Genomic DNA, 25669 nt, shown 5'->3' with positions numbered 1-25669 from the left:
GTTCAGGTCAGCGTGTTTTTCCTTCCGGTCATCAGCATCGCAATCAACGCATCCGGAGCCTTGAACTTTCCGCGACGCAGCTCGGGCGGGATGACCGCCTCTACAGCCTCGAGCTTTTGGGCAGCATCAACGCGCAGATAGGTCTCGGTCGTTCGGATGTCCGCGTGTCCCAGCCAAAGCGCGACCTTTCGGATGTCGCGGGTCGCCTCCAGCATGATCACGGCGCAACTATGCCTGAGCTGGTGGGGCGACACTGAACGCCCCGCCAATGATGGACAGTGCTGAGAAGCTTTCACGACGTGTTTGTCGAGCACATACTCGAACCCGGATCGCGTCATCGCTCTCCCTTCGGCATTGACGAAGATCTCCGGTGCAGGCGCAAGCCCCCGCACGGCAAGCCAAGCCCGCAAGTCTGAAGCCGTCTGCTTCCAGAGCGGAAAGTGCCGATGCTTTCGCCCTTTTCCTCGAACCAGCAGGCTTGGAGTCTGGCCTAGAACCAGATCGGTCAAGGCAGCCCCTACGAGTTCCGACACGCGCAGCCCTCCCGCAAAACAAAGGTGCATCATGGCGCGATCCCTGGCACCCAAGCGCGTCGTGACATCGGGAGCATTCAGAACTGCCTGCACCTCGTCCTTGGACAGGTGCTGGACCAGCTTGCTCTCGCAACGTTTTGTCGGGATCGCCCGGATTTGCGCGACTTGAGCCAGGAGGGCTGGATACTGGTATTCAACGAACCGCATGAACGACTTGATGGCTGCGAGCCGTGCATTTCGCGAAGTGGCGCCATTTCCTCGATCAGTCTCGAGATGATCCAGAAAGGCCAGGATCAATGGTGCGTCCAGCTGCTCGATACTGAGCTGCGACGGGCTGGATCCGACACGCCTCGCCGCGAACTGGAACAGCAGTTTGAAGGCATGCGCATAGGTTTCGCTGCTGTGGGCGCTGAACCCGCGCTGCCGAGGCAGGTAATCCTGCATGAACTGCGTAATGACCGGCGCAAGGGCTGTCATGAGCCGCCCTCCGTCAAAAGTTCCTCGGCTGCGGCAGAGATTTCGGCCAGTAGCTCGGGCGTCCGATGCAGATACCAGTACGTGTATCGGAGGTTGGAATGCCCCATGTACGTCATCAGCGCGACAGCATTGCGCGCGATCGCTTCGCGCCCGGCCCCAGATTTTTCCAGCACCCGTGTCGCGAAGGTGTGGCGCAGATCGTGGATCCGAGGGCGCCTAGACCGACCGGGCGCAATCGCCGCGATGGCAAGGATTTCGTGGAACGCCCTTTGCGGGACAGAGTAATAGATTTTCCTCTTTCCTTCGGAAAGGAAGAGGTGATCGTCGCTGGCCGCGACGGCCAGCCTCAGCTCCATGTACCGGTCGAGAATGGGAGGCACGCTTGGGTGTAGCGGTACCATCCGGCTCTTGCCGAACTTGGTCTTTCGGATGTGCAAGATGCCATCCGGCAGAACATCATTCAGGGTCAGGTTCAAGGCCTCCGATATTCGTAGTCCGGTCGATGCGATCAGGCCAAACAGGACGGCATAGATTTCGCGCCGCACTGGAGAGCTTTCGTTCAGCTGCCTGATCCGAGATGCAACGATGAGCCTCGCCAATTCATCATCCGTGAAGATGTAAGGAATGAACTTGGTCCGATGCGCCTTGAAGATGCCTCCCGGCGGAATCTCATGTGCAGCGTCTTCTGCGTGCAGAAAGGTTGCCAAACGGATGACATCCGTGATGCGGCGATACCGAGTGTCTGGCGTCGACGCACTTTCAGCCCAGGCCACCGCTGTTGCCGTCCTGACGTGTCGCTCACCTCTGGCTTCGACGAACTGGCCGAACCAAGCCAAGTTCTTGGCCGTCTCCTTGAGCTTGAAGCCAAGCGACCTCCGCAATGCGATGTAGCGATTGATTTCCTCGATCAGCATGCAGCCTCCCCCGCCCAGGGCCGGGCAATTTCGCGGAGCAGAGCGAAGTCAACCTTCGCATATTGCATGGTAGTGGACAGCGAGCGGTGCCGGAGGACCGCTCCGACCCCTGCAAGATTGACTCCGTGCCGAAGCATCGCTGTCGCCGCCGAATGACGAAGCAGATGGGAACCGCGTCGACCACTCTGGATGCCCGCCCGGTCAAGAGCCGCCTGAACCAGGCAGTTCACAGCAAACCTCGACATCGGACGCATTGGATTTTGCGCTGTGACGAACACGCGCGGCGTGGCCAATGACGGCCGTCCCCTGTCCAGATAGGCCAGCAGGGCTTCGCCGACTTCTTGCGGAAGAGGCAGCCATTCTTCACGACGGGACTTGCCACCCCTGATGGCAATGCGACCGTTCCGCCAGTCGATGTGATCGAACTCAAGGTTTGCGACTTCGCTTGCGCGCAAGCCGAGTCGGACAAGGAACAGAATGACCGCGCGATCGCGCAGGCGGGCCTCGCCGCTGCAAGCAGCCACGATCCTCGTGATGTCAGCGTCGTTGAGGAAGTCTGGTACTGGTGCAAATTGCCAGCCCGCAAAATTCGGGATGGCCTGATCACGGCCGGCCGGGCAACGTCCAGTTGCGATCAGGAAGCGCAGGAATGCGCGAGTGGCGGTCACCGTCATCCTTGCATGAGCAACGCCGTGCATGCCCGCGCGTCCCAGCACAAACTCCCTGATGGCATGGGCGCTATAAGCCTCAGGCGCGTCGCCAAGGACGCGGAACATGTGAACAAGGATGTTCTGATAGGTGTCGAGGCTGCTGTCCATCACCCCACGATTTCGGAGCATCCAATCCCGGAACTCGCCAAGGATCGGCCACCGATCACTCGGCGACGGCGGCTTCGGCAGTTGGTCGACAATACCCAGTTCTTCAAGAAAGCGAACGAAGAGGGCACCTGATCGCAATCGCATGGAGTAGTTCGGCATGGCCCTGAAGGCCGGTACGGATGCTGCGTAGCCGCTGTGGATGGTACTGAGATCATAGCCGGCGTCGTGTATCCAATCCGTCCAATGCCCCAAGTAGATGGTCAGCATCGAAATCGTTGTCTTGGTGTAATTCCGTCCCTGAAGCCAACGGACATAGCCCTCGAAGTAGGGGCCGGCGAAATGAAGCCTTGAAAGCGTGAGATACCGCGGCGTGTTCCGCCTTTTCTTGGGGGTGCTGGACATTCGTTCTCCTGACATGGGTTCAATGCCGGAAAATGCCGGCGAACCACTTCTCGCCCAAAAGAACCCGCGAGGGCACAAGCCCGTCGTTATGCGGAGCGGATTGTCGAAAATCCCTCGCGTTTACAGCGTGATGACCTGACCGCTCCGCATAATCCGTCGCTCGGCATAACACGCCCCGTCCCCTTGGCTCCAAAACCCCGAGAACCAGATGCAGGGCTTTTCGCGGGTGCCACCCCCCATCAGCCGAACGGGCCGGGTCTTGAGGCTGACCCCGAGGATGTCGCAGATGCGCTCGAAGTCTTCGTAGACCGCGTCCCACCAATCGTCATGGGGACCGAGTTCGCGATACCAACTGCGAGCCTTTTCCTTGGCGGCATCGGACAGTTCCGGGAACAGATAGACCGTGGTGCAGATCACCTCAGGCATCGAAGTCCTCCCCTCGCAGCGCGGCCTCAAGCCATTCATGGGTGCTGGTCCAGCCGATGGACTTCCGCGCACCAAGATCGATGACATGCGCGCCACCGCCAAAGGCGTCCAATCGGGGCCGGGAACAGGTGTACGCGACTTCGAAACCCCAGAGGCCAGTGAGGTCGATCTCTTCCGCCAGCCGCAGCACGAAGCGGATGACGCCTTCGATATCGCCTTGCCCGTCATCGTCATGGAACCAGAGGATCGAGCCGCCGGGACCGTCCTGCTGTGTCATGGCGAAGCCCGCATATTCCGGATCGTCGGCGCCCTCCTCGTCGAGATGCAGGCGGGCCAATAGACCAAGCGCCGCGGTGGCTTTTTCGGGTGAGCCCACGTCGAGGACGCAGGAAAAGTGGGTGAAATAATCGGCCATGGGGGCCTCCTTTCATGGGGACCGACCCCGGCGCGGAGACCGGGGCCAGATGGGCTGGAATTGGGGAAGATCAGTGGGCCGTCTTTGGAGACGCCGAAGCGGCCATGGCCCGGGCCTGCGCTTCGGCATGGGCCTGCAAGAGCTCGCGATAATAGCGCTTGCGCGCCGCGCGCCAGCTGCGGACGGCGATCGTGTCAGGATGCAGACGACCGATGGCAACGCGCAGCATCGCGAGCGGGGTGATTTCGGGCGAGACGCCGAGATCGAGATAGGCCCGGCTCATGTCAGCGCACCTCCAGGACCGGCGGCGCCAGATGCGGATCGACCAGTGCCTCGATCTTCTCGGTGCGGCCCATCCAGGGTTCTGGCCGGATGGCCTTGACCCAGTCGGTGAAGCTCGGAATGAAACCCAGATCCTCGCGGACGTGCTGTTCGCCCACCCATCGGGTCGGGATCACACGGCCGGTGGAGAGGGTGATCGTCGGCCCGAAAACGGTCTCGGAAAGCCATACTCCTGCCGAATGATGAAACATGGCTCGGTGGCGAAAGTCCGCAGAATGGGCTTTTGAGGAGTCGAACCAAGCATGGACGGGCTGGTAGTCGTCGACGGTGCCGCCCCATTTTTTCACCGAAGACAGGGCGTGGTGATACGGATGTGCCATCGCCGCGCCCTCAGAAATCATGGGTGTAGAGTTCGGACGACGTGAACCGTTCGTTGAACTCCAAATGGATGCAGCGGGCGGCAGCGTCGAAGCAGAACTCGCCATAGGCGCCGCCGTCGTTCTCCCAGCCGTCGTGGGTGTCGCCGAGAAAGTCATAGGCCAGCTGTTCGACGACATCTTCGAGGGAAAGCTGCCGCATCTCGACCTCCGGGTTGTCCCAGGTGATGGCGGCATAGGCGATTTCCACGGCTGGGAACTCGACCGCCTTTTCACCGGCCCAGGCGTCGATGCTTTCGATCTGGCCGCTGTCACCTTCACCATCGAAGGTCACGGTGACATAGGTGATCCCGGCAGCGCTGAGACCGTCGAAAAGCCGGTCCTTGTTGCCGGGGCGAAGCGCGTCGATCCGCGCCTGCCGCTCGGCATGGGCCGCGAAAATCGACGCGAGGTCGATGGTGGAAGGCAGCATCGGTGCCGCGAGGGTCGGTTCAACTTGGGTCATGGGGTTCTCCGGAAATGGGGGAAGGGTCGGAGCCAGCGGGGTGATCTCTTTCAACCGGCAAAGCTCGCAAGACCCCCCTGCCCTCCTCTGTCTCTTTGGCGTCACGCCGCGATCTGCAGGGCGCGGGCGGTAAAAGCGCGCCACAGCGGATCGACGAGGCGGGCATCCAGAAGATCGGCACGCTGACGCAGGCGCTGCGCCAGATCGAGCTCGCTCCAGTCGGTGGCGCGACCCGCCTGTGCGCGAAGCTGGCTTGCCTCGCTGACGACGGCGCGCGCCTCGGCAGCGCTCATCACCGGATGGCACCAGGCAACAGCACCTGCTGAGGCCAGCCCGGCCAGAACCAGCCGTTCGTCGCTGTCCAGGATGGCGAGGATCAGCGGAGCCGGAGTGTCGGACAGGTCCTCGGCCATGAAAATCGCACCGTCCTTGGCTTCAATCAGGCTGGCAAAGCGGGCGAGGCTCACAGGGCGAGCCTCGCCCGACAGGATCGCGCCCAAGTTGGTGTTGGTCCGGGTCAGAAGGAAAGGCAGAACCGGGTCAAAGGCGGGGGTGCCTAGACAGGGCGGTTGGACGAAGGGCAAGCCAGAGGCAACATTTGGCGCGACGTGATCGAACATGGGGAAGTTCTCCGACGGCGCGGGAAGCCGCTCTCCCCGCCTCAACCGTCAACGACCAAACCGCCGCCCTCTTCCTCGAAGGTGGGCGGCGGAGGGTATAGACGCGGGAACCAGCCAGCACTGTCGGGTGCCCCAGGGGTGTCACATCTTGCCAAGTCCGCGCAGTGAGACTTCGTGGCCCGCACCGACAATGATGTGGTCGTGCAGCGTCAGGCCCAGAAACCGGCAGCCCTTCTGGACCTCCTTCGTCATGGCAAGATCGGCCTCTGACGGGGTCGGATCGCCGGAAGGGTGGTTGTGGACCAGAATCAGGGCGCTGGCGCCGAGGATCAGCGCCCGCTTGATCACCTCGCGCGGATAGACCGGCACATGGTCAACCGTGCCGACACCCATCCGCTCATCAGAGATCAGCCGATTCTTGCGGTCGAGATAGAGGACGTGGAAACGCTCGACATCCCCGCGCACGCTGAAGGAGCAATAGTCCACCACCGCAGCCCATGAGGTCAGGACCGGGTTGCGGCTGATATGGCGGAAGAGGATTTCGCGGGCGGTCGAGATGGCGGCTTCTTCCTCAGCATTCAGCTCAGACCGGAAACCCCGGTCTTGGGTGAAGGAGGCAGGCTGTTCAGAAAATTGGGTCATGGAGGTTTCGCGCACTGGGCCGAGACAAAGACCACTCGGCATCACTCAGATGGCGGGTGGCTTTGCCGGGAAGAGGAAAGGGAATGGCGATTGGTCACGGAGCAGGGGAGGAAAACGCCCCTGCCCCGCTTGGGGTTCATCCAACCCGGTCGAGGAGCTTCTTGGCACGCCCCTCCATGTCGAGGCGGGCATCCTGCTGGGTCTTGTCGCGGGCCAATCGGGTGATGCCCTGGACGAAGTCGAAAATGCTCTCAGGCGGGCGGTGCTCTTCGATCAGCACCTTCTCGATGATCTTGGTCGTCTCCGCTTTGGAGAAACCGCGCTTCCTGAGGAAGTCGTCGCGCTCGTCGTCCGTCCGCGCCACGATCTGTTGCCGCGCGGCCTTGATGCCGTTCACGAAGCCCATGGGCGAAGAATTGGCGAAGCGCGTCAGCGCCGGTGCCGCCTCATGGGCAAAGCGCGAAGCGGCATATTTCGAATGGCGGATGGTGATCTCCTGGAAATCTTCGACGCCCCATAAGTTCCTGTTTTGACACACCGCACGGAGATAGAAGCTCGCGATTCCAAGAGTTTTCGCGCCGACCTCGGAGTTCCAGCAGTAAAATCCCCGGAAGTAGAGATCCGGCGAGCCATCGGCCAGCCGCCCCGCCTCTATCGGGTTGTGGTCATCGACCAGGAACAGGAACACATCCCGGTCCGAGGCATAGAGCGTGGTCGTATCGCGGCTGATTTCGACATCGGGGTTGTAGACCCCGGTCGACCAATCGAGCACGCCCGGCACTTTCCACCGGGTGTCGCCGGTGCCGTTGCCCGCGATACGCTGCACAGCCTCCACGAGCTCGTGGTCATGGATGCGACCGTAGTCGGGGCCGGTCACGGCGCGCAGCTCGGTGCGGCCATCCTCGGTTTCATAAGTCTTCACCTGCTCAGCGCGGTGGTTGCTCAGACCGTATTGCAGGTTGATCCCAGCCAGCGGCGCCGGCAACTGCCGCAGGTAGGAGGCCGGAGCGCCAACGATGCTGGCAAGCTGGCCAAATGCCCAATGCGTCGGCGCGACCGGCGCTTCCGCCTTCGGCAGGATCAGCTGCATGCGCTCGGCATTGTCGCGCGAGGCCTCGACGCGGATGTCGGCCGTTTGCACCACGCGGCTGCAGCTCCGCTCGGACCGACCCTTCACATTGGCCCAAAGATCATCGAGCGAGAGATACCGCTCGTCATCCGGCCGATTGAACCATTCGGACGACACCCGCCCATTCCGCTCACCCCGGCCGACATCGACCTTCCAGCCCCCCTTGCCCGCCCGAACCGGTTCCAGAACTGCTTGAACTCCCATTTGTCACGCTCCGCGACGGTTGCCGGAAGCCACTCTCCCGGACCCTCAACCCGTCATCGGAAAACCAGCCCAACTCGAACTCTCCCTCCTCGCCGGACAAGTGGCCGTACGATCTTCGTCTGGGCCACAAACCGGCAGACTCATGAAGCGTGGCCGGGGCTTGCACCCTCTCGCATTAATACCCAGTTCGAAGAGATCGGGCGGCTTCACGAAGGCAAATTGATGATCGACACATTGACCAAGTTCTTTGAAACCTACCCGCAGAGCTTCCTGGACACGAACGGCCCCTTCAGGGATGGGATCTCCCCGGAGCTGATGTCGCGGATGCTGGAGTTTCGCGACAGGCAGTTGCATGTCTTGTCTTATGCGCAGCACTATCGGATCGACCAAGAAACGGTCCAAATGCTGACCGACCTCGCCTACGGCACGAAGCCTGCTGGCCGCGAGGAAATATACCGGGAGGCCCAGTTCCCGTTTCCGGCACTCCTTGTCGAGTGCCCAGACCCGGCCGGTGAAGGCTCCTATGTTGCCCTGACAACGGTGGTGGATGACTGCATGTACACGCAGCGCATGATCGTTACCGCGAACGGGATCGTCCCTAGTCTCTTGGTTCTGAAATCCTCGGGCCTGAAAGGCGAATTGATCTTTACCCCGACCTATGAAGCGGCGCTGTTGGGACCGAAGCACCCAAATGGTGAGGCGGCCCTAAAAAGCGAAAGCGAGGTCTGCAGCCACTTCGTGGCGGTCGTGGCCACAATGTGTTCGATGCTGAAATACAAAGGCATGATCGAAACCGAGGACGTTCAGGCGATAAGTCGCCCTGAGCGGCGGCGCGCTGAAAAGGCAGGGAAGCCGCTTCCCGACACGCTTGTTACCCGTGTTCGGCTGGGTTCCGCAGGTCGGATCCAGCTGAAGGCAGCGCAAGTAGAGCGAGATCCGGAAGACCCTTTGGGAAAGCGGCGTGCACACTGGGTAGCGGGGCATTACATGCGGCACATGGCCAGGCCCGAGAAGGTGTTTCGCATGCCGCATATCCGTGGCGCGGGTCCCGTGGTTCCGCAAACGCGCCGAGTTCAATTGCCGGAGGTCGGAGATCAGCTGGCGACAAAGGAGCGACTTTCGACCATGGGTGACGCCGGAGAATGAAACCGATCGAAGCGAGGCAGTTGCAGACCGTGGAACTCAGATATCCGATCAACCTGATGGGGGCAGAGGACGGCGCCGAGAACGGCGATGTCGTGACCCGCGACGCTGAATTTCTTGGAACATGGTTCTTTGACAAGAACGAAGCCGAGGAGACTGGCACGTTTCATTTCATCGCAGACGGTGAAGCGGAACCGAAGTTCTCCGAGGGCGTCCCATTTCTGACCAGCGGAATGCTCACCGGCTTGGCGATGAGCAAGCTTTGCCGCTCCATACGAGATTGGCACGAAGGGCAATCGTAGTTTGCCTCTTGGTGTCATTCGCGGTTGGCGGAGCCCGACGGGTTTCCCCGCCGGGCCCTTTCGGGTGGACCCCGTTCCTCAGAACGGGATCTCGTCGTCGCGGTCGACCAGCTCGGGGCTTTCACCCTCGGCCGATTTCGGGCGGCTCAGGAAGTCGACCTTCTCGGCGATGATCTCGCAGCCGTAGCGGTCGACACCGGCTGCGTCGGTCCACTTCGTGTAGTGGATGCGACCGTGGACGAGGACCTTCATGCCCTTTTCGCAATGCTCTGCGACGGTCTTGCCGAGACCGTTGAAGCAGGTGATGCGGTGCCATTCGGTGTCCATGACCCGGTAGCCGTTCTCGTCGCGCATCACGCGACCTTCCGAGAGGCGCGGCCGCGAGGTGGCCAGGGTGAAGTTGGTGATCTTCGTGCCGCTTTGGGTCGAGCGCACTTCGGGCTTTTGACCGATGTTGCCGGCGAGGATGACGATGTTCTGCATGCTAAGCTCCTGTGTTTCCTGTCCCTGGGACCGTCCCTTCGACAAGACCCGAAAAAAGCCTGTCGGCTGAGGCGTGCACGGGAGACGGAACGTCGACCGGAAACCTCCAGAGGGCCGGGGTGGAGCGGGCAGCCCTGAAAGGGCAACACGGCCCGGACTGACGCGGGGTTGCGCGCCAGAGGCCGAACAGGCTTAGGGGATTGTCAGTCGAAGGGATGGCACCGGGGATGGGAGCGACCTGGGCTCTCGCAGAACTCGGCCTTCCTGGCCACGGCAACGGGGTTGAAGCATTTGCGAAACCGCTGACCCGGCAGCTCAAGCCAACCACACCCCCCTGCCCTATCGCGGTGACCTCCGTGGGAGTTGCGATGTTTCGCCCTGACGGCTATCCCGGATGCATCATTCAGGACACAAGGGCCCAATGGCTGATTTCAATCTCGAGGCACTGTCGCTCAAGGAACTGCGGCAATTGCAGAAGGACCTCGCCAAGGCGATTTCCACCTATGAGGACCGTCACAAGGCCCAAGCCCGTACCAAGCTGGAAGCCATCGCCAAAGAGATGGGCTACTCCCTCGCCGACCTTATTGGGGTCGAGGGGAAAACCACCCGTGCGCCAGCCGTGGCGAAGTATCGTCACCCTGACAATGCGGCTCTCACCTGGTCTGGCCGCGGCCGGAAACCGCAGTGGTTCGCGGATCACATCAATGGGGGCAAAGACCCGCGCGAGCTCGCGGTCTAAGAACAGCGAAGTGGGAACGGCCAATTCGCCGGCGGCAGTCAGCTGATCGCAACTTCCCAGGAGCAGCGGTAATCGCCCATTTCGCTTGCCGACCGTCGTCGGCTCATTCTGCCGGTCGGCCCGGGATGGCAGACAAGCGAAAGGCCCGGATCGGAGCCTTCGCTCCGCCTCCGAGCCTCAGAAGAAACCGTGGGCATCATGCCCACGGGTCGACCTCAGCGACCACTTGAACCTCGTCGCCGTCGATTTCATCGGCGGGGACGGCGCCGAAGGTTCCATCCCCTGCCTGGAAGACGACGATCGAGACCATGAGCGTGGCGGCGAGGGAAGCGGCGAAAGCGTGAGCATCTTTGCGGGACATCTGTTTGGCTCCTGTCTTGGAGGCGGGGGACCATCCCCCGCGCGACAGGACCCCGCAGGCCCGAAGACTGGCTGACATCACCGGGTGCGTTCGGCTCGTCCGAATCCACCCGGCGGCACGGGCTCGCCCCGTAGTCCGACCCCTTGCGGGTTGATCTCGAAGACAGGATTCGGGGCAAGGAAGGGGATGGCGAGCGGGGGATGGTGCCCTGACGACTGGAGCTTGTTGTCCCGCTGAGTTGCTCTATCGCCAGCCTCCCGGCCAGGCTCATGGTTGAAGACCTCCGTCTTTGGGGGATGGATCCTTCGGCGCCCCGCGACATCGCGGGACGAGGGTGCGGTCGGTGAGAGGCGCGCCCGTCGACAGGCCCCTCACGCCATGTCAGGGCTCAAGCGGCCAGGTCCGCGCCCCCTGCCCTATCGCCGTCTTCGGCACCGACGATTTCAAGCCGCGCGTTGCGATAACCTTCCCGCGCGATCCAGAGCTCCGCTGCGGCGACGGACTCCGCCAGATGCAGCAGTTCGGTGTTCCCGCCGAAGTCCAGAAGCACGCGCACCTGGCCGGGCTTCGGTTCCTCGGCCACCTCGAAGATCAGACGGCTATCCGCCGAATGACTGCGCATGATGGTGACCAGGATCACCCCGTCCGAGGAGAAATTCCCCTCATGGAGCGTGAAGGAGGCCGGAGCGGTCCAGGTCGGATAGACCCTGGGCGGTTCCTTCTTCACGAGACGACCGACGCCGTTCGAGCGCTCCCAGGCCGCGAGCTTCTTGGTGAAACGTGCCGGCGGCTTGGGACTGCCGTCGGTGTAGCGGATAAGCGCCCCGAGGGGGGCTGAGTCGATGATGGTCGTTGCAGACATGATTCCTCATCCTGAATGCGAGATTTCGCATTCATCATATTGATATTGCTGTATTTTGTTGAGATGAGGGCGGGCTTCCCCGCCCTCGGATGGCTCAGATCACTCCGCCGCCATCATCGACGTAACGGTGTCCGGCAGATCAGCCGTCAGGAAGGCTGGGAGATCGATGTCGTCGGGCTCGCCCGCATCCTCCCCCTGCCCTTCTGCGATCTCCTCGCCGTCGCCTGCCGCCAGATCAGCGCGACGCAGGACCTCGGGCAACCAGCCGCTGCCTTTGAGGAGCCGCTCAGCTTCCGTGGCCATCTCGCCCTTCTTCAGGTGATCGAGAAGCTGCGCGGTCCCTTCCCCCTTCGCCTCGCGCACAGCCTCGAGGATCCGGGCCTTGGGCACTCGGTTGAGGTAGCCGTCGACCGTCGGCTCCCACCCCGCTTCGACCATGTCGAGATCGACCGCACGTGCCACCAGGTCGGCATGTGCCATGCGGCGGGTCAAGCCGCTGGCGGAGATGCCCGCGCCATAGGGGCTCACCTTCTCATGGAGCGCGTTGATCCCGAAGCTGAGGCAATGCGCCAGGAGCGCCAAACGGCTTCCCTGATCGAGGACTGTCAGATAGTCCCAGAGCGCGGCATCATCGCCGAGGGGCAGATCGGCCTCCCAGGCCGCGTGACGCTCGTCGACCAGCTTCGCCACAATGCTGTCCTTCAGATCGGGCGCCTGCGCCGACATATAGACATGACGCACCGAAGCCTCGAGACAGCTGCCCGAAGCCGAGGAGGTGCGGAAGGTGTCCTTCACCAGCTTCAGGAGCAGGAGCGTCAGCGCCACATCCGGCGAACGCCCGATGGCCTCGCGCAGCGCAAGGGTCCTGTGGGCCGTTAGTTCCATGACCAGCCGCTCGGGCAGCGGCTTCAGCGCGCCGTCGTCTTCCTCCTCGGACGCATCCGCGCCGATCGGCTGACCACCCGAGGTGATGACAGTGCCGCCAGCCGGACTGGTCGAGGGGTTCCAACTGGAACCAGCGCCTTCACCCCCCTGCCCCATGCCGTCCGCGCCATCACCATCCTGGACCGCAGTCTCCTCGCCTGGCTCATCCTCAGTCCGGACATAGCCGCGATAAACCGCGAGCGCGCCTTCCCGATCCAGCGTGACGAAGACGCCCGCGCGCATGACCTCGGCCGGTTCGTAGACCAAGGGCCGCTGCTCAAGCGCTTCCATCGCCGTCTCGAGCTGACCAAGCCGGGCGTCGACCTCCTCGGGGTATTCGTCCTGGCCGGAGTATTCCTCTTCCAGCGCACGATACTCGGCGAGGAGCGAAGCGTGGGCCGCGCTTTCCTCGTCGGTCATCGGCGCGGGATCACCGGCCAGACGCTGCAGACCGTGGCTGTAGCCGTAGGGCAGGTCGGTCGCGACCTCGATCCACTTCCAGCCCTCGGAGGACAGTGCCTCGGCTTCGGCCTGGAGCTTCTCGGCAACCAGCCGGTCGAGCAAGGCAGGGTCCTCGAGCCAGCCTCCGTCATCGCCCTGGAAGAGATCGCGCAGCACGACACCGCCCGCCGCCTCATAGGCATCAACACCCACGAAGACGGCGCGACGATCCGAGGCCCGGACCGAGGTCTCGGTCAGCATACGCCGGATGGCATAGGGCTCCTTGTTCCAGGAGTTCTTGATCGCCTCCCAGACCTGGAGCTGACGCGCATGATCCGGGTTCACCGTGAAGGCCATCAGCTGTTCCAGCGTCATGCCATCCTCGGCATAGACCTCGAGCAGGGCAGGGGCCACGGATGCAAGTTTCAGGCGCTGCTTCACGATCTGCGGCGTGACGAAGAAGGCCGCCGCAATCGCTTCCTCGCCCTGACCTTTCTCGCGCAAAGCCACGAAGGCGCGGAACTGATCCAGGGGATGCAGGGCAACGCGCTGCATGTTCTCGGCCAGCGAGTCATCCTCGGCGAGGATCTCCGACGCCGCATCCCGCACGATGCAGGGGATCGGCGCGGCCTTCGCCAGCCGCTTCTGCTTCACCAGCAGCGACAGTGCCTGGAAGCGACGGCCGCCGGCCGGAATCTCGAACATCCCGGTCTCGACCCCATCGGCATCGAGCATGGGCCGGACGTTCAAGCCCTGTAGCAGGCCGCGCCGCGCGATGTCCTCGGCCAGCTCTTCCACCGAAACGCCCGCCTTGATGCGCCGCACGTTGGACTGGCTCAGCACGAGTTTGTCGAAGGGGATATCTCGCGAGGGGGACAGCGTGATGTTCTGGGCAGCTTTCGCCATCAGATCTTCTCCACGACGGGCGCCGGAAGCCACTCTCCCGATCTCACTTCCCGTCACCCCTCAAACCCCCAACCTTTCCCTCTCTTCGTCGATCTTGACCGCGGTCAAGACGTGTAAGCTGCATGCTCTATGCGCGCAGGATCGTTTCAAAGTATGCCTCGGGCTGCCTGATCGCTTCGCCTTTTCCTAACAGGTAGTCCAAGATCAGGAGAAGCCGTCCGGCCCCGGCTTTCTGGAGACCACGCATCAGCTTTTCTTGGCGTATTCTAAGCAATCGACCGATGTCGAAGAGAACGTGGTTGAGGGCTTCGCCTGTTCGTGGCGGGTCTGGGAAGAAGTCCGCGACATGTGAAAAGTCCGTCCATGCCATTTTTTTAGGGTCTCGTTTCATGGTCGTTGCTCTAACGCTTTGGGAAGCGTTGGTCTGCTCCACGTGCGTGTCTTTCTTTATATGTTCTTTTTTTACAGACTCTATCTGCCGGTCATTTTGTCCGTTCCTGGCGGACATTTCGCTCGCGCATTCACCGCTAAAGGCTTGGTCGTGCGATTGCTCTTGGTTGGCAGGAGCGCTTGGACCATGGCACTCTCCGTAGCCTTGCGCGGCGTTGGCGCCGAGCTCACGGAGACCGGCGATGATTTGCAGGACTGTGTTGGCAGTCAGGGTTGCTCGACGAAGCAGGTTTCTGATCGTTCCCAGTGCAGACAGCCGTCCTTCATCGAGGTGCTCATCTTGAAGGAGGGATGCGCGCAGTGCCAGCGCTTCTGCCCTGAGAGAGCGAAGGCGTTCACGCTCCTCGAGGACCTTCGATGCTCTGGCTGCGAGAGCGTCGTGGTTTTGCATCAGAGGAGCCAAGTCGATCCCAAACGCATCCTTGATGATGCCCCCGTAGCGGAGAGGAAAGCGTTTGCCGTTCGCTGAACTCTTCCGCTCGATGAGTCCTGCCGCCTCAAGGCGCGCCAGGCAGCGGCGAAGTGTTCTCTCATCGATGCCGTTTGCGCGTTCTGACAGGGAGGCGTTGGAGGGGAACACAACGGTCAGTTTGCGCTGCGTTCCACCAGAGTTGGGGCTCTGGTCGCGCGGGAGAAAGCTGATGAGCGCTGTCAGCACGGTGACGTCGTTGCTCGTCAGGTTCAGGTCTTTCCGAAGAACCCGCACCGGCCTTAGAAGCTCGTAGGGGTTAGGGCAGGCAATAGCTGCCTGTTCCGCCAAGGCGGTTCGTGTTTGAGTGACATGTCTCATGGTGTTTCGGAAGAAAAAGCTTCCCCGGTCACCGCGAGCGGTGTTGAACTCGATTCGTTTTGGGGGTATCAATCAGGTGTCGAGACTGATTGAGGCCCTTCGGAAGCACCGCTTTCGGGGGGTCTTTCCTTTTCTAGCCGGTCCTCCTTTCGTTTTCTGCTCGTTGCTCTAGATGTCTTGACTGCGGTCAAGACACGGGGTCGTCACTCTGGGCCATCTTGACCGCGGTCAAGAAGCTCGCCGATCAGTTTTCGGATGGCATCTTCGACGCGCGGGGCAAGATCAGCGTCCACATCGATGGTGATGCGGTTGCCTTTGCGGCCAATCTTAACGCGCTCACCTGACTCAGCCTTGGGCGGAGTTGTCTTGGTGGCCGTGAGCAGCGTAACCGCTGCGTCAAGTCGCTCTGGACCCGGCAAGGTTCGTGGGATTTCGCGGGCAACTTCCCTGGCTCTCGAGACGTCCTTCTCGCACAGCCTGAAAAGCTTCTCCCAGACCCGCCTACCAACGCCATGTGCTGGTCCGATGGCCTGGATCAGCTCCATCGGAATGCCCGTCGCGATACGGTTCATCCGAGAGACGAGAGACTCATCGATCTGGAGTGCCCGATAGGCGATGGTCTGGGCGTTCTTGCGCGTCTCGTCTGTTTTCCCAAGTTCTCGAATGATGCCGGCGACGAACAAAGCCCTCTCGATAAACGAGGGGTCTTGGCGGGCATTGTTCTCCACGCCTTGGGCGATCAGCGCTTCCTCTTCGGTCATTTCCATGACCGTGGCCCGCACCTTCTGACCAAGCTCACGACATGCGAGAAGCCTGCGGCGCCCATAGACGATCTCAAGTGCGCCATCCTGGGTTCGGCGGACGAGAATGGGAACCTTTTGCCCATGCTCACGGATCGAGGACACAAGTTCCTCGAGGCCATCGCTCGGATCGATACGGTCCATGACTGCGGACATCCGCACGGCGCTCGGGTCGATCAGGCGCGTGGCGTGTTTGTCTTCCTCGAGCACGGATGCTTGCGCACGAGCGACTGTCGGGCTCGTACGTTTCAGATCAAGATCCACGTCCTCTTCTGCGGTCGCGGCATTGCCCATCGCGTTCTTGAGGGAATCTCCGAAGACCTTACGCGCCATGGCTACGCCCCCATGCCTTTAGGATTTCGCGTTCGACTTCGTCGGTCACGCGCGAAACGGACTCGATTGCACGCTCGTAGGTTCTGCGGTTCACGTCGCGAGGTTCGACCTCAAAGATGCTCTGCTGCGTATTGGCGGCATCACCTACCGCTGTCGACTTCAGGAACTCGGCCGGGAGGACCGCATCGCCAAGGACCGTCCGAAGCAGAGACGAGATCTGGACCTGCGGACCATCGGTATTCTCGTAGCGGGTGATCAGCACCCGCACGAAGTTCAGACCGTGTTCGGGAGCATGCGCCTCGACGACGCCCATCAGGTTGCTTGCCATACCGAGGAAGCTTGCCAGGGACATGACATCAAGCATGGACGCGTTGAGCGGGATCAGGACCCCGGTGGAAGCAAAGAGGGCAGAGATCACCGAGAAGTTCAGCTGCGGCGGGGTGTCGAAGATCACCACATCATATCGGCTCAGGACAGGCTCAAGCGCTTCACGGATCCGACTGTGGAAGGTGGTGGCGCCGTGTCTGAAGCTCAGAGCGACCTCGAACTCATACTCCATGATGTCCATGGAGGCCGGGATCAGATCCACTGTCGGGAAGTTCGTTTTGCGAATGATATCTGAGGCGGGCAGGGGCCCCTCGGATCGGATCAGATCGTAGGAGGTCGGCATGTCCGGATCGAGCTCAGGGGTAACCCCGAACAGGTTTGTCAGACTTGCCTGGCTGTCGAGGTCGATAAGCAGGACCCGATAGCCGCGAAGGCCCAGAAGCTGACCAACATGAGCAACGGTCGACGTTTTTGCGCTGCCGCCCTTCAGGTTGAAGATCGTCACGACCTGGCACGGTTCGCCGGCTCTTCTGTGAGGGTGTTCATCGGGCTTGATCCTACCCGTCTCAAGAAGGACGCGTTGGGCTTCGACCATGTCCTCGGCAGTGAAGCTGCGGCGGTTGCCACCCTCGAGGGTGCCTTCCGGAAAGCCTTCGAGATTTGACACATGATGGCGGAAGGTGTTCTGGTTGATCCGAAGCAGATCGGCGGCTTCCCGCATCGCGAAGCGACGGAGACCCTTCTGGGCATCCGGTGGGAACGTCTCCTGCGCATGTTCACGCAACCGGCTACCGAGCCGCTTGGACATGACGTCGAATCTATGAGAGGCTCGTATCCCGCTCATCACTGCCCTCAAGTCTTTATTGTTTTGTAGACCTTAACAGTTTTCGTGAGTAAATCCAGCCCAAACCGTTGAGCGGCCTAGCCGCGTTGAAGTGGTCTATTTTTGACGAGAGAAAACCGTTAAGTATCAGTGCATTGGGCAGCCTAGTTCGCAGCGCACTTCAACAGATCGTGGGTCGCGATGGCATAGCCACAACATGTATTGTGGATATCTACGGACCACAGATTTTCAGAATCGCACGACCGATTCCCGCGACTTCAGTCAAGCAGACCCAGCCTCTCGGCCCGCTCCAGCAGCATCTTCACCGAGGAGGGTTGCCAGCTTGTCCGCCCGCGAGGCGTACGCTCGCGCATCGCTTCCAATCGAGTGCAGATCGCCTGAAGTGTGATGTCGGGGTCCGCGCCCTTGATGGCGGCGACGATGGCGGGCAGGCGGTCGTCAGTCTCGCGTCGGCCGGCGCGGGCGAGCACAGTCTCGGGCAGAAAGCCGTCGCGCACATAGGCGTTCACGGCACGTAGCAAGCGGCTTTGTGTCCAGCGGCGGTCGCGGGGCAGGGGGCCGTTGACGATGCGCAGCACGTCTTCCCAGGCCATGTCGGGCCGCAGGCGGCGCACATGGGGCACCCAGTCCTGGGCCGTCTCGTTCAGCCGCTCCAAATAGCCGTCCTGCCGCGCCAGCCGCACCTTGCGCAGCGCTGCCGGATCACGGGCGCGCAGGCCCGGATTGCCGCCAACACGGCCTTTGGTTTTTGCGCTGGCCAGCCCGGCCTTGGTGCGTTCTCGGATCAGGGCGCGCTCGAACTCGGCTGCGGCGCCGAGGACCTGGAGGGTGAACTTACCCTGCGGGGAGGACGTGTCGATCGGATCGGTGAGCGACCGGAAGAAGGCGCCCTTCGCCTCCAGTCGCTCGATCACCTCCAGCAGATGCGAGAGGGACCGCGCCAGACGGTCAATGCGCACCACCACCAGCGTGTCGCCCTTGCCGATCCGCTCCAGCACCCGCGCCAGCACCGGCCGCACGCGGTTCCCGCCCGAGGCCTGCTCCTCATGGATCTCTGCGCAGCCCGCAGATTTCAGGGCCTGCGACTGGGGCAGGGGGGTCTGATCCTCGGTCGAGACGCGCGCATAGCCGATCAGTGGCATCAAAACAGGCCGTTTGCAGTTTCGCATACCACTAATAAACGACCATTTGGTGCGTCGGGCAGCGGGCTCAAGACAGTCTTACTTCTGGTTGCGGTGCTTCATTGCCTGTCGAACAGATCTGCAGCCGGGTTATCGGCGACATCTACATCAGTATAGTATTTTTGCGCTTGAGCGGCCGACTTGTGCAGTGACAGCCGCATCGCGGCTTGCAAGGGGGCACCATCCAATGCCGCCTGCGTCAGGAAGCCGGAGCGCAGGCCGTGAGGGGTGGCGAAGCCTTCTGGAAGGCCAGCGGTGGCGATCAGACGCCGCAGGATCTGAGCTACGGCATCTGCTGTGAGACGGCGCTGGGACAGCGTTTCCTGTGCCGTGATCTTGCGGAAGAGGGGGCCGCTTTTGAGGTCCGTGGCATCGAGCCAGGCCACGACGGCGCGGGCAGCGGCGCCTTTCAGGACGAGGCGCGGGGTCTTGCCCTTCGCAGTGGTCTTGGTGGCGATGAGACGGAGCCAGACGATGCCGCGTGCGTCGAGTTCGGTGAGGTCGACGTCTTCGACATTGAAGGAGACGATCTCGGACCGCCGTCTTCCGCCCGAACTCCACCCCAGCAGCAGGATCGCGCGGTCGCGCAAGCCGCGTAGGCCGGGGCCTGTGGCGTCGAGCAGGGCCTTCAGCACGTCACGGGTGACGGGGTTCTGGGATTTCGGGGCAGGGGGGCGGGCGGCGGCCTTGCGCGCCTTGGCGCGGGCCTGTTTGATCAAGGGCGCGTCGAATGGGCTGCTGAGGTCGCGCATCCGGTGGAGGGCGCGCCATGTGGCGATGCGGCGGTCCAGCGTTGCGGGGGCGGGGCAGTCGAGGCTGCGGCGGAGGCCGAAGGCGATCAGCGCCTCGGCCACTTGCCGGGAAGGGTCGTTGGCCGAGACGTTGCCAAGGTCACGGGAGTGGTCGAGGACGAAGCGCAAGGCGACGTCTTGATGTTCCGGCCAATCGAGAGTGCCGCCAAAGGACAGGCGTTTCCAGGCGGCGATATAGCTGAGGTCAGTTTCATAGGCGCGGCGGGTGTTGTCCGGCGTGCCGCGGCGGAAGAGATCTTCGAGGGCGGCTTCATCCGCGCCGGTCAGGCGTGACAGGGCAGGGGGGGCGGAAGGATGCTTTGGAAGGGTCATTTCAGCCTCGTTTCGAGGGGATAGGAGGCCATAGTTTGCGTGCTTTCACAAGACATGATAACTGCACTTTATCGCGTCTTAGTAGCCACCAGAGAAAACACTTGGGTGCTTATCAGAAATGCTGAATAATGCGCATTATGAAGCTGAACCGCCAATCAGTCTTGGAAGACATCGCGTCACCGCCCTCGCTCTATGACGCGGCGGAAGAGGCGGAGCCGTGGTTCCTGCCCCCAGACGACCCCGTGGACGATCTGCCGCCCTTGCCGCGAAGCGAGCGAGGCCGGATTTTCGACCCGGCGGACTGGTTTGCGGCACAGGGCGCGCTGAGCGGCGACCTCGCTGCAGCCGTGCTGGTGCAAGGGCGGCTTGCGGAACGGATGGCAGGAGCAGGGGAGGGGGCGCGACTCCGCCTTGCGCTGGAGGAAGTGGCGGAGCTGGGCTGGTGGACCGGGGCGCGCTTCGGAATGGAGCGGCTGGCGCTTTACGTGGCGCTGCGGGTCGGCGCCGGCGAGGACGGGTTGGCGCTCGGTCAGGCGGCTTGGGCGGTGCGGCGGTTGACGGCTGGCGCGGAGCCGGGGGCAGGGGGGTGGCGTGCCGGGCTCGCGGCGTTTCTCGGATTCGAGGGTGAAGCGGTGGACAGTCTGGCCGAGGTCATGGCGGGAACCGAAGCCCTGCACCCCCTGACCCGCGCAGCGCTGCTGCTGCATGGCTGGGGGCTTGCCGGCGAAAACCGCGCGGCGCGGGAGTTGGAGGCGGCCGTGCTGGCTGCGCGGCACGGAGCGCAGGGCGCGCCCTTTCTACCGCTTGCCTTGGCGGGTGGCACGGCGTTGCGCGGGCAGGGCCCTGCCGAGGCGCGGCTGGCCGCGTTCTACCGCGGTGCGGAACAGGCCGGGCTGGCGGCGCTCATGCTGCTCGATCGCGTGGCGCTCTGGCAGCGCAAGGCTGATACGGCTTTGGCTGATCTTTCGGGCAAGACGCCGCGGGCGCTGGTTGAGGTCTTTGCCCGTTGGCCCATGGTCTCCGCGCCCATGGCCGAGGAACACACCCAGGCCAGTCGCGCTGCCGTGCAGCGCAATCTTGACCTCATGACGCAGCGCGGCGTGATCCGCGAAATCACGGGGCAGGGCCGGTATCGGGTTTGGACGGCACAGCTCTGATCATTACCAGATCGAATCCCCCGCGCAGGACCGATTCAGAAAATGAATTAGACGAAACCGCGCCAGGCGGGGAGTCTGCGCTCATGGGACCCATGTACTTCGAACAGATCGATTTGCGGCGCAACCGGGCGCGGTTCTACCGCCTGGAAATCAAGCGGACACTGTTTGACGAGCTGGTCGTCATCAAGTGCTGGGGCAGGGTGGGGTGCGACGGACAAGGGCGCGAATGGGTGGTGCGTGACGTGGTAGAGGCGGTCGCTTTGGTGGAAGCGGAGGCGAGGAAGCGGGCCCGACGCGGTTACCGCTGTGTGCATCAAAGTTTTTCTTGATGCACCGGGCTCAATTGGGTATCAAAAGATAATTCGATACCCACATGCCCCTAAGGTCGCCCCATGCCGGTCACATCGCTCTCGCGCACTGCCCAGACCACCTATCAGGATTTGTTGAGGTTGCATCAGGAAGAGCGCGCCTCAGAATTGCTCGGCAGTATCGAAGAGCGCAGGCGCAATGGCCGGATCTATCTCTATGACCGGTTCCGCATCGGCACCGAGATGAAGTCGCGCTATCTCGGCGAAGCAACTCCCGAGTTGCGCGCGCGGCTCGCCCGGGCGGCTGACCTGAAAGCTGCAGCCCGAGAGCGGCAGAAAGAAATGGCCCGTCTGGCGCGTCTGTTGCGGGCCGAAGGATTGCTGACACCGGACCGTGATACAGGCTCGCTCTTGCTCGCCTTTGCGCGCGCTGGACTGTTTCGCCTCGGCGGCACCTTGGTCGGAACGGGGGCTTACGCGCTGTATCAAGGCGAGCTGGGCGTGCGGTTTTCGAGTGATGAGTTGGCTCAGACAGGCGACATCGACTTTGCCAGTTTCGAGCGTCTCTCGGTTGCTTTGGGCGACCGTGTAGAGCAGGAGCCAGGGGACATTCTCCAGTCTCTCAAGTTCGATCCTGTACCCGGTCTGCTGGAGCAGCAGGTTTGGAAATGGCGCCAGAACCACGGCACGGCAATGGTGGAGTTCCTCACCGCAGCCTTTGGCGAGGAAAGCGTCAAACCGCTGCCGGCACTGGGGGTCAGCGCGCAAGGGTTGAATTACCTGAACTATCTGATTGCTGGTCCGATTCCGGCAATCGCGCTTTACCGTTCGGGCGTCCTCGTACAGATCCCGCGGCCCGAACGCTTTGCCATTCACAAGCTCATTGTCGCGGACCGGCGAAAAGGCGGCCCGGATCACGCCAAATCGCGGAAGGATCGGGCGCAGGCAGCGCTTCTTGTCGAGGTGCTCGCGCAAGATCGCCCGGATGATCTTCGCGAAGCACTGGACGACGCGACATCACGCGGCCCACGTTGGCGGCAACGCATTGATGCCAGCCTGAATCTTCTGCCGGAAACACGGAACATTCTGAACCGCCTCTAGACGAACTGATCCGAACCATATTGTCCATCAGGGACCTGTCAGCGCTTAAGTCCAACACGCCGCCGGCCGGTTTGTTCCCATCGCTGCCGGTCGGTAGCTGCGAGGTGTCCCGCCGATAGCGCGTAACCTCTTGGTCGGAAATATCGGTACCGCAAACTTCGCTTCCGCAATGTTATCCCGGGAGAAGGTGCCCTAGGGTCAGGACCCATTGATCATCCGCTTGCGGCGTGATTCAGGCTCCGCAAGGAGACTGACCAATGAGCAACCTTTTCTGGCTGACCGAGGCGCAAATGGCGCGGCTTCAGCCCTTCTTCCCCAAGAGCCATGGCAAGCCTCGCGTCGATGACCGGCGCGTGCTGAGCGGCATAATCTTCATCAATCGCAATGGTTTGAGGTGGTGCGATGCACCCCGGGAGTATGGTCCGCCGAAGACCCTCTACAACCGTTGGAAACGGTGGAGTGACAAGGGAGTGTTCGCCCGGATGATGGATGGTCTGGCCTCTGAGGCCGCTGCACCAAAGACGGTGATGATCGATGCGACCTACCTGAAGGCGCACCGCACGGCGACGAGCCTGCGGTCGAAAAAGGGGGACCCAACGACCACAGGGGCCGCCTGATCGGCCGAACCAAGGGCGGCATGAACACCAAGTTGCATGCCGTCACCGACGCTGAGGGTCGCCCGCTCCGGTTCTTCATCACGGCAGGTCAGGCCAGCGATTACACAGGCGCGGCCGCGCTTCTGAACAGCCTGCCTCCAGCGGACTGGCTCTTGGCCGACCGGGGCTATGACGCCGATTGGTTCAGAGATGCGTTGAAAGACAAAGGGATAAAGCCCTGCATCCCGGGCCGGAAGTCGCGTGGCAGGCCCGTCAAACACGACAAGCGACGCTACAGACGCCGCAACCGGATCGAGATCATGTTCGGGCGACTGAAGGACTGGCGACGCGTAGCTACCCGCTACGATAGGTGCCCCAAAGTCTTCCTCTCCGCCGTCGCCCTCGCTGCAACCGTCATGTTCTGGTTATGATCAGAGAACGAGTCCTGACCCTAGACGGAACACCTGATAAAGATTGAGGCCTGCCAAGGAGTTACCTTGGTAGGCCTTTGAATTTTCTGCCGAAGATATTTTCGAGACGGTCGGCTATGGCGAAAACGCCCATTTCAACATCTTGCCTATCGGTCGCTGGAGGCTCGTTTCGCATCCCGCCTCCGCACGAGGGTCTGCAGGTCAACTCATGCCGCAACCCGGAGTGCTCGAATTTCGGGGTGGAAGCATTAGCCCAGGTGACGCGAGGCCGTCCGAAGGCGGGGAGCGCAGGCGCGGGCACCGACCTATACACGCTCAGTGGTCATAAGGGCATCACACCCGACAGCTTCCTCAAATGTCGTGCCTGCAATCGGACGCTGTCAATCAAGAGCAACCGAGCAATCGCCGAGGAGCTCGAGCGCATCTCGATGTATCGTCATCCTCGTCCGCTTGAGGATGTCTGCCGGACGTCGGGCTGTGAGAACGGGCTTTACTCGGTCACTGACCATCCCGACCGATACGCTTCGCAGGGCGCGCGCGGAAAGTCTCACCGCTACAGGTGCAAGTCCTGCAAGAAGACGTTCTCTGTTTCGCAGGCTGCGCACCTGCGTCAACGCGCGCCGCATGAAAATCGAAATCTATCGGACCATGGGCGCCTATGGCATGATCGATCTCGGGCAGATTTCGCGCCTGGTTCGCGCGACAGACATCGCCCTGTATTTCCGTATGGCTTGTGTTCGCCGCATGCGGAAGCCCGAGTTTTATGTTGGTCGTCAGGAAATCTACGAGTGGCTCGGCGCGTCTCTGGATGCCCATATCGGCAGTCTTTTGCAGACCATAGACAGGTCGGCCCAAAGAGCATCTCACGTCTTGGGATGCGGTCTTTCTGTCGAGCGGGTCCGCAACCCCGGCCAACGATCGGTGTCGGGACTCTCCTTCCGGATCAAGCCTAAGCCCTGATCAGAACATCTCGAGGTCAAGCTCGGTGTTTCGGGTATCGCCGCCGTCATTGGCTTCCTCGGACTGCAGGATCGCGAAGAGGGCGGCCTCCTGTTCGTTTGCGCCGATGGGTTCATCATGGGCGGATGCACCGACGGTTTCGGACGCCTCTGCCGATACCTTCTTTTCCGCTGCAACACCGCCGCTCGTGCCGTCTGATCCTCCCGCGGCGGTGGTGCTTGCTTCTTTGCTTCCGTTTTGACAGAGAGCGGCCCGCGCGCACCTTCCGCTTTCTGACGGAGGCCCTCAGCTTTCGCTCGATCCAGAATGCGCTGCTCCGGGGGAGGGGCGAAGCGCATCTTCACTGAACCTGATTGCGTCTTCACCAGTGCGGAGAGCTCGAAGTAATCCTCGGGCTTGAAATTCTTTATCTTTCTTTCGACGTTGACGATCATGGCCGGCACCGGGGTCTGCACGCGTCCGACGGACATCGGCTTCGCGCCGGGAGCTGCCAGCTTCAAGGTGGCGGCCCGGGACATGTTCATCCCGACGATCCAGTCAGCATAGGTCCGTGCCATGGCCGCCCAGTAGAGGGGCTTGGTCTCCTCCGCGGCGCGCAATGAGGCAAGGGCCGTCGCCCTGACCGCCATAGAGGAAATCGTCCCCTTGATCGCCGACGAGGGTGTCATTGCCGAGAAAGCCGAACAGCAGATCATGACCCGTGCCGCCGAAGATGGCCTCGTCCCCTATGCCGCCGTCGATGGTGTCGTTACCGCCGCCGCCGTAGAGGGTATCGTTTCCGCCCGGCGCGCCCCGCGAGGCCTGGATCGGCTCGCCCCAGATCAGGTCATTCCCCTGGCCGCCCCAGATCGTGTCCTCGCCAAACGATCCGCGCAGGTCGTCATGTCCGGCCCCGCCCGAGATCACGTCCCCAAGCGCGTCGAGAAGGGACGAGAGTTCGGTGTCCGGCAGGGCGGTTGTCCTGATGACATCATCACCCGGACCACCCAGCAGCGTATCCTGTCCGAGATTTCCATAGATCGTGTCATTGCCCCGCAGTCCGAGAATGCGGTCGTCCGAGTTGCGGCCCAGATCCTCCAGATCGGGCGGGGTCCGCCCCACGAGCGTGTCGTCGCCCGACGTTCCCGCCTGAAGAAACCGGTCTAGCAGGCCGGGCGGAGGCATCTGCGTCTTGCCGTCGTGGTTGATGTGGCGGTCGAACCAGTGCTGCACCGATACAGAAGCAGGGCGTGCAGCAGCCTGCACGAGCGAACCCAAACGTGCCATCCGAAGCCTCCGCAGATCTATGTTGCCGGGCTGAGGCTGGCACGGGTCATGATGGCAAACAACCTGTGATTGTACTTGCGCGTGCTGCATTCCGCG

General features: G+C 62.2%; 29 protein-coding genes and 1 pseudogene. 8 read left to right on the top strand and 22 right to left on the bottom strand.

Going from position 1 to position 25669, the window contains the following annotated elements; all coding sequences use genetic code 11:
* Positions 1-2: 2 nt before the first annotated feature.
* From TabM4_RS20170 to TabM4_RS20120, 11 genes and pseudogenes are all read right to left on the bottom strand, one after another.
* Positions 3-1010, bottom strand: coding sequence for a tyrosine-type recombinase/integrase (locus TabM4_RS20170; RefSeq protein ID WP_305249809.1), 1008 nt, complete (start codon positions 1008-1010; stop codon positions 3-5).
* Complete coding sequence (locus TabM4_RS20165; RefSeq protein ID WP_305249810.1) at positions 1007-1924, bottom strand: tyrosine-type recombinase/integrase; 918 nt, start codon at positions 1922-1924, stop codon at positions 1007-1009. The genes TabM4_RS20170 and TabM4_RS20165 overlap by 4 nt, the downstream gene beginning before the upstream one ends.
* Positions 1918-3144 (bottom strand): site-specific integrase, encoded by a 1227-nt coding sequence (locus TabM4_RS20160; RefSeq protein WP_305249811.1) that lies wholly within the window; start codon positions 3142-3144, stop codon positions 1918-1920. The genes TabM4_RS20165 and TabM4_RS20160 overlap by 7 nt, the downstream gene beginning before the upstream one ends.
* A 165-nt stretch (positions 3145-3309) precedes the next feature.
* Positions 3310-3570 (bottom strand): annotated as a pseudogene (locus TabM4_RS20155) (antitoxin of toxin-antitoxin stability system); the annotation flags it as partial.
* Positions 3563-3985, bottom strand: a complete 423-nt coding sequence (locus TabM4_RS20150) for a hypothetical protein (RefSeq protein WP_164615659.1) — start codon at positions 3983-3985, stop codon at positions 3563-3565. The gene TabM4_RS20150 and the pseudogene TabM4_RS20155, both read right to left, overlap by 8 nt.
* A 70-nt stretch (positions 3986-4055) precedes the next feature.
* A complete protein-coding gene (locus tag TabM4_RS20145; RefSeq protein WP_434622568.1) occupies positions 4056-4268 on the bottom strand; it encodes a hypothetical protein in 213 nt (70 codons plus the stop codon).
* Position 4269: 1 nt separating this feature from the next.
* Positions 4270-4647, bottom strand: a complete 378-nt coding sequence (locus TabM4_RS20140; protein ID WP_434622845.1) for a DUF6915 family protein — start codon at positions 4645-4647, stop codon at positions 4270-4272.
* A 10-nt stretch (positions 4648-4657) separates the two neighbouring features.
* A complete protein-coding gene (locus tag TabM4_RS20135; RefSeq protein WP_434622566.1) occupies positions 4658-5149 on the bottom strand; it encodes a DUF6878 family protein in 492 nt (163 codons plus the stop codon).
* Between the two features lie 101 nt (positions 5150-5250).
* Positions 5251-5769, bottom strand: a complete 519-nt coding sequence (locus TabM4_RS20130) for a DNA repair protein RadC (RefSeq protein WP_434622564.1) — start codon at positions 5767-5769, stop codon at positions 5251-5253.
* 141 nt (positions 5770-5910) lie between these two features.
* Complete coding sequence (locus TabM4_RS20125) at positions 5911-6411, bottom strand: JAB domain-containing protein (protein ID WP_434622562.1); 501 nt, start codon at positions 6409-6411, stop codon at positions 5911-5913.
* A gap of 136 nt (positions 6412-6547) precedes the next feature.
* Positions 6548-7744: a DUF932 domain-containing protein gene (locus TabM4_RS20120; RefSeq protein WP_434622560.1), complete on the bottom strand. Its 1197-nt coding sequence runs from the start codon at positions 7742-7744 to the stop codon at positions 6548-6550.
* 222 nt (positions 7745-7966) lie between these two features.
* On the opposite strand from TabM4_RS20120, the gene TabM4_RS20115 reads away from it, so the two are divergent.
* Complete coding sequence (locus TabM4_RS20115) at positions 7967-8890, top strand: hypothetical protein (protein ID WP_434622558.1); 924 nt, start codon at positions 7967-7969, stop codon at positions 8888-8890.
* A complete protein-coding gene (locus tag TabM4_RS20110; RefSeq protein ID WP_164615674.1) occupies positions 8887-9189 on the top strand; it encodes a hypothetical protein in 303 nt (100 codons plus the stop codon). Before TabM4_RS20115 ends, TabM4_RS20110 begins: the two co-directional genes overlap by 4 nt.
* A 78-nt stretch (positions 9190-9267) precedes the next feature.
* Here TabM4_RS20110 and TabM4_RS20105 read toward each other — a convergent pair whose 3' ends face one another.
* Positions 9268-9672: a single-stranded DNA-binding protein gene (locus TabM4_RS20105; protein WP_434622556.1), complete on the bottom strand. Its 405-nt coding sequence runs from the start codon at positions 9670-9672 to the stop codon at positions 9268-9270.
* 421 nt (positions 9673-10093) lie between these two features.
* Here TabM4_RS20105 and TabM4_RS20100 point away from each other — a divergent pair, with 421 nt between their 5' ends.
* Positions 10094-10411 carry an H-NS family nucleoid-associated regulatory protein gene (locus TabM4_RS20100; RefSeq protein WP_434622554.1) on the top strand — a complete coding sequence of 106 codons (318 nt, stop codon included), beginning with the start codon at positions 10094-10096 and terminating at the stop codon, positions 10409-10411.
* 196 nt (positions 10412-10607) lie between these two features.
* Here the strand turns inward: TabM4_RS20100 and TabM4_RS20095 are convergent, their stop codons facing one another.
* The 8 genes from TabM4_RS20095 to TabM4_RS20060 form a co-directional block, all read right to left on the bottom strand.
* Positions 10608-10772, bottom strand: a complete 165-nt coding sequence (locus tag TabM4_RS20095) for a hypothetical protein (protein WP_018001789.1) — start codon at positions 10770-10772, stop codon at positions 10608-10610.
* Positions 10773-11160: 388 nt separating this feature from the next.
* A complete protein-coding gene (locus TabM4_RS20090) occupies positions 11161-11634 on the bottom strand; it encodes a hypothetical protein (protein WP_101922891.1) in 474 nt (157 codons plus the stop codon).
* A 99-nt stretch (positions 11635-11733) separates the two neighbouring features.
* On the bottom strand, positions 11734-13905 hold the full coding sequence (locus TabM4_RS20085; protein WP_434622551.1) for a ParB/RepB/Spo0J family partition protein: 2172 nt from the start codon (positions 13903-13905) through the stop codon (positions 11734-11736).
* A 127-nt stretch (positions 13906-14032) separates the two neighbouring features.
* The gene (locus tag TabM4_RS20080) at positions 14033-15145 is read right to left on the bottom strand and encodes a helix-turn-helix domain-containing protein (RefSeq protein ID WP_434622549.1); all 1113 of its coding nucleotides are present in this window, start codon (positions 15143-15145) and stop codon (positions 14033-14035) included.
* A gap of 203 nt (positions 15146-15348) precedes the next feature.
* A complete protein-coding gene (locus tag TabM4_RS20075; protein WP_136904906.1) occupies positions 15349-16278 on the bottom strand; it encodes a ParB/RepB/Spo0J family partition protein in 930 nt (309 codons plus the stop codon).
* Positions 16268-17413 carry a plasmid partitioning protein RepA gene (repA, locus tag TabM4_RS20070; RefSeq protein ID WP_169583144.1) on the bottom strand — a complete coding sequence of 382 codons (1146 nt, stop codon included), beginning with the start codon at positions 17411-17413 and terminating at the stop codon, positions 16268-16270. The genes TabM4_RS20075 and repA overlap by 11 nt, the downstream gene beginning before the upstream one ends.
* Before the next feature lie 293 nt (positions 17414-17706).
* Positions 17707-18591 carry a recombinase family protein gene (locus TabM4_RS20065; protein ID WP_423293891.1) on the bottom strand — a complete coding sequence of 295 codons (885 nt, stop codon included), beginning with the start codon at positions 18589-18591 and terminating at the stop codon, positions 17707-17709.
* 98 nt (positions 18592-18689) lie between these two features.
* Positions 18690-19754, bottom strand: coding sequence for a tyrosine-type recombinase/integrase (locus TabM4_RS20060; RefSeq protein WP_434622546.1), 1065 nt, complete (start codon positions 19752-19754; stop codon positions 18690-18692).
* A gap of 137 nt (positions 19755-19891) precedes the next feature.
* Between TabM4_RS20060 and TabM4_RS20055 the strand changes: the two genes are divergently transcribed.
* The 5 genes from TabM4_RS20055 to TabM4_RS20035 all read left to right on the top strand — a co-directional run bounded on the left by TabM4_RS20055 (position 19892) and on the right by TabM4_RS20035 (position 24307).
* Complete coding sequence (locus tag TabM4_RS20055; RefSeq protein ID WP_434622544.1) at positions 19892-20911, top strand: helix-turn-helix domain-containing protein; 1020 nt, start codon at positions 19892-19894, stop codon at positions 20909-20911.
* A 92-nt stretch (positions 20912-21003) separates the two neighbouring features.
* Positions 21004-21240, top strand: coding sequence for a WGR domain-containing protein (locus TabM4_RS20050; RefSeq protein WP_434622542.1), 237 nt, complete (start codon positions 21004-21006; stop codon positions 21238-21240).
* Positions 21241-21303: 63 nt separating this feature from the next.
* A complete protein-coding gene (locus TabM4_RS20045; RefSeq protein WP_434622540.1) occupies positions 21304-22320 on the top strand; it encodes a nucleotidyltransferase family protein in 1017 nt (338 codons plus the stop codon).
* 257 nt (positions 22321-22577) lie between these two features.
* A protein-coding gene (locus tag TabM4_RS20040) for an IS5 family transposase (RefSeq protein ID WP_434619319.1) occupies positions 22578-23347 on the top strand; the annotation gives its coding sequence in 2 pieces (ribosomal slippage) (positions 22578-22899 and positions 22899-23347; 771 coding nt in all).
* Positions 23348-23971: 624 nt separating this feature from the next.
* Positions 23972-24307, top strand: a complete 336-nt coding sequence (locus TabM4_RS20035) for a hypothetical protein (RefSeq protein WP_434622853.1) — start codon at positions 23972-23974, stop codon at positions 24305-24307.
* Here the strand turns inward: TabM4_RS20035 and TabM4_RS20030 are convergent.
* Together TabM4_RS20030 and TabM4_RS20025 are read right to left on the bottom strand one after the other, a co-directional pair.
* Positions 24211-24831, bottom strand: a complete 621-nt coding sequence (locus TabM4_RS20030; protein ID WP_434622844.1) for a DNA topoisomerase — start codon at positions 24829-24831, stop codon at positions 24211-24213. The two genes, TabM4_RS20035 and TabM4_RS20030, sit on opposite strands and share 97 nt — an antisense overlap.
* Before the next feature lie 13 nt (positions 24832-24844).
* Positions 24845-25573, bottom strand: coding sequence for a calcium-binding protein (locus TabM4_RS20025; RefSeq protein ID WP_434622539.1), 729 nt, complete (start codon positions 25571-25573; stop codon positions 24845-24847).
* Positions 25574-25669 lie beyond the last annotated feature (96 nt).

The sequence above is a fragment of the Tabrizicola sp. M-4 genome, assembly GCF_051132405.1.
GTDB lineage: Bacteria > Pseudomonadota > Alphaproteobacteria > Rhodobacterales > Rhodobacteraceae > Paragemmobacter.
The sequence above is the reverse complement of the archived record's forward strand: the minus strand, read 5'-3'. Positions and strand labels throughout refer to the sequence as shown.

Bases quoted from the DNA above. Each gene is read 5' to 3' on its own strand.
- TabM4_RS20075 (WP_136904906.1), bottom strand. From the start codon at position 16,278: ATGGCGCGTAAGGTCTTCGGAGATTCCCTCAAGAACGCGATGGGCAAT.
- TabM4_RS20080 (WP_434622549.1), bottom strand. From the start codon at position 15,145: ATGAGACATGTCACTCAAACACGAACCGCCTTGGCGGAACAGGCAGCT.
- TabM4_RS20035 (WP_434622853.1), top strand. From the start codon at position 23,972: ATGAAAATCGAAATCTATCGGACCATGGGCGCCTATGGCATGATCGAT.
- TabM4_RS20145 (WP_434622568.1), bottom strand. From the start codon at position 4,268: ATGAGCCGGGCCTATCTCGATCTCGGCGTCTCGCCCGAAATCACCCCG.
- TabM4_RS20050 (WP_434622542.1), top strand. From the start codon at position 21,004: ATGTACTTCGAACAGATCGATTTGCGGCGCAACCGGGCGCGGTTCTAC.
- TabM4_RS20160 (WP_305249811.1), bottom strand. From the start codon at position 3,144: ATGTCCAGCACCCCCAAGAAAAGGCGGAACACGCCGCGGTATCTCACG.
- repA (WP_169583144.1), bottom strand. From the start codon at position 17,413: ATGTCCAAGCGGCTCGGTAGCCGGTTGCGTGAACATGCGCAGGAGACG.
- TabM4_RS20125 (WP_434622562.1), bottom strand. From the start codon at position 6,411: ATGACCCAATTTTCTGAACAGCCTGCCTCCTTCACCCAAGACCGGGGT.
- TabM4_RS20025 (WP_434622539.1), bottom strand. From the start codon at position 25,573: ATGGCACGTTTGGGTTCGCTCGTGCAGGCTGCTGCACGCCCTGCTTCT.
- TabM4_RS20165 (WP_305249810.1), bottom strand. From the start codon at position 1,924: ATGCTGATCGAGGAAATCAATCGCTACATCGCATTGCGGAGGTCGCTT.
- TabM4_RS20135 (WP_434622566.1), bottom strand. From the start codon at position 5,149: ATGACCCAAGTTGAACCGACCCTCGCGGCACCGATGCTGCCTTCCACC.
- TabM4_RS20030 (WP_434622844.1), bottom strand. From the start codon at position 24,831: ATGAACATGTCCCGGGCCGCCACCTTGAAGCTGGCAGCTCCCGGCGCG.
- TabM4_RS20170 (WP_305249809.1), bottom strand. From the start codon at position 1,010: ATGACAGCCCTTGCGCCGGTCATTACGCAGTTCATGCAGGATTACCTG.
- TabM4_RS20105 (WP_434622556.1), bottom strand. From the start codon at position 9,672: ATGCAGAACATCGTCATCCTCGCCGGCAACATCGGTCAAAAGCCCGAA.
- TabM4_RS20110 (WP_164615674.1), top strand. From the start codon at position 8,887: ATGAAACCGATCGAAGCGAGGCAGTTGCAGACCGTGGAACTCAGATAT.
- TabM4_RS20045 (WP_434622540.1), top strand. From the start codon at position 21,304: ATGCCGGTCACATCGCTCTCGCGCACTGCCCAGACCACCTATCAGGAT.
- TabM4_RS20090 (WP_101922891.1), bottom strand. From the start codon at position 11,634: ATGTCTGCAACGACCATCATCGACTCAGCCCCCCTCGGGGCGCTTATC.
- TabM4_RS20060 (WP_434622546.1), bottom strand. From the start codon at position 19,754: ATGACCCTTCCAAAGCATCCTTCCGCCCCCCCTGCCCTGTCACGCCTG.
- TabM4_RS20130 (WP_434622564.1), bottom strand. From the start codon at position 5,769: ATGTTCGATCACGTCGCGCCAAATGTTGCCTCTGGCTTGCCCTTCGTC.
- TabM4_RS20115 (WP_434622558.1), top strand. From the start codon at position 7,967: ATGATCGACACATTGACCAAGTTCTTTGAAACCTACCCGCAGAGCTTC.
- TabM4_RS20055 (WP_434622544.1), top strand. From the start codon at position 19,892: ATGAAGCTGAACCGCCAATCAGTCTTGGAAGACATCGCGTCACCGCCC.
- TabM4_RS20120 (WP_434622560.1), bottom strand. From the start codon at position 7,744: ATGGGAGTTCAAGCAGTTCTGGAACCGGTTCGGGCGGGCAAGGGGGGC.
- TabM4_RS20140 (WP_434622845.1), bottom strand. From the start codon at position 4,647: ATGGCACATCCGTATCACCACGCCCTGTCTTCGGTGAAAAAATGGGGC.
- TabM4_RS20150 (WP_164615659.1), bottom strand. From the start codon at position 3,985: ATGGCCGATTATTTCACCCACTTTTCCTGCGTCCTCGACGTGGGCTCA.
- TabM4_RS20095 (WP_018001789.1), bottom strand. From the start codon at position 10,772: ATGTCCCGCAAAGATGCTCACGCTTTCGCCGCTTCCCTCGCCGCCACG.
- TabM4_RS20065 (WP_423293891.1), bottom strand. From the start codon at position 18,591: ATGCCACTGATCGGCTATGCGCGCGTCTCGACCGAGGATCAGACCCCC.
- TabM4_RS20100 (WP_434622554.1), top strand. From the start codon at position 10,094: ATGGCTGATTTCAATCTCGAGGCACTGTCGCTCAAGGAACTGCGGCAA.
- TabM4_RS20085 (WP_434622551.1), bottom strand. From the start codon at position 13,905: ATGGCGAAAGCTGCCCAGAACATCACGCTGTCCCCCTCGCGAGATATC.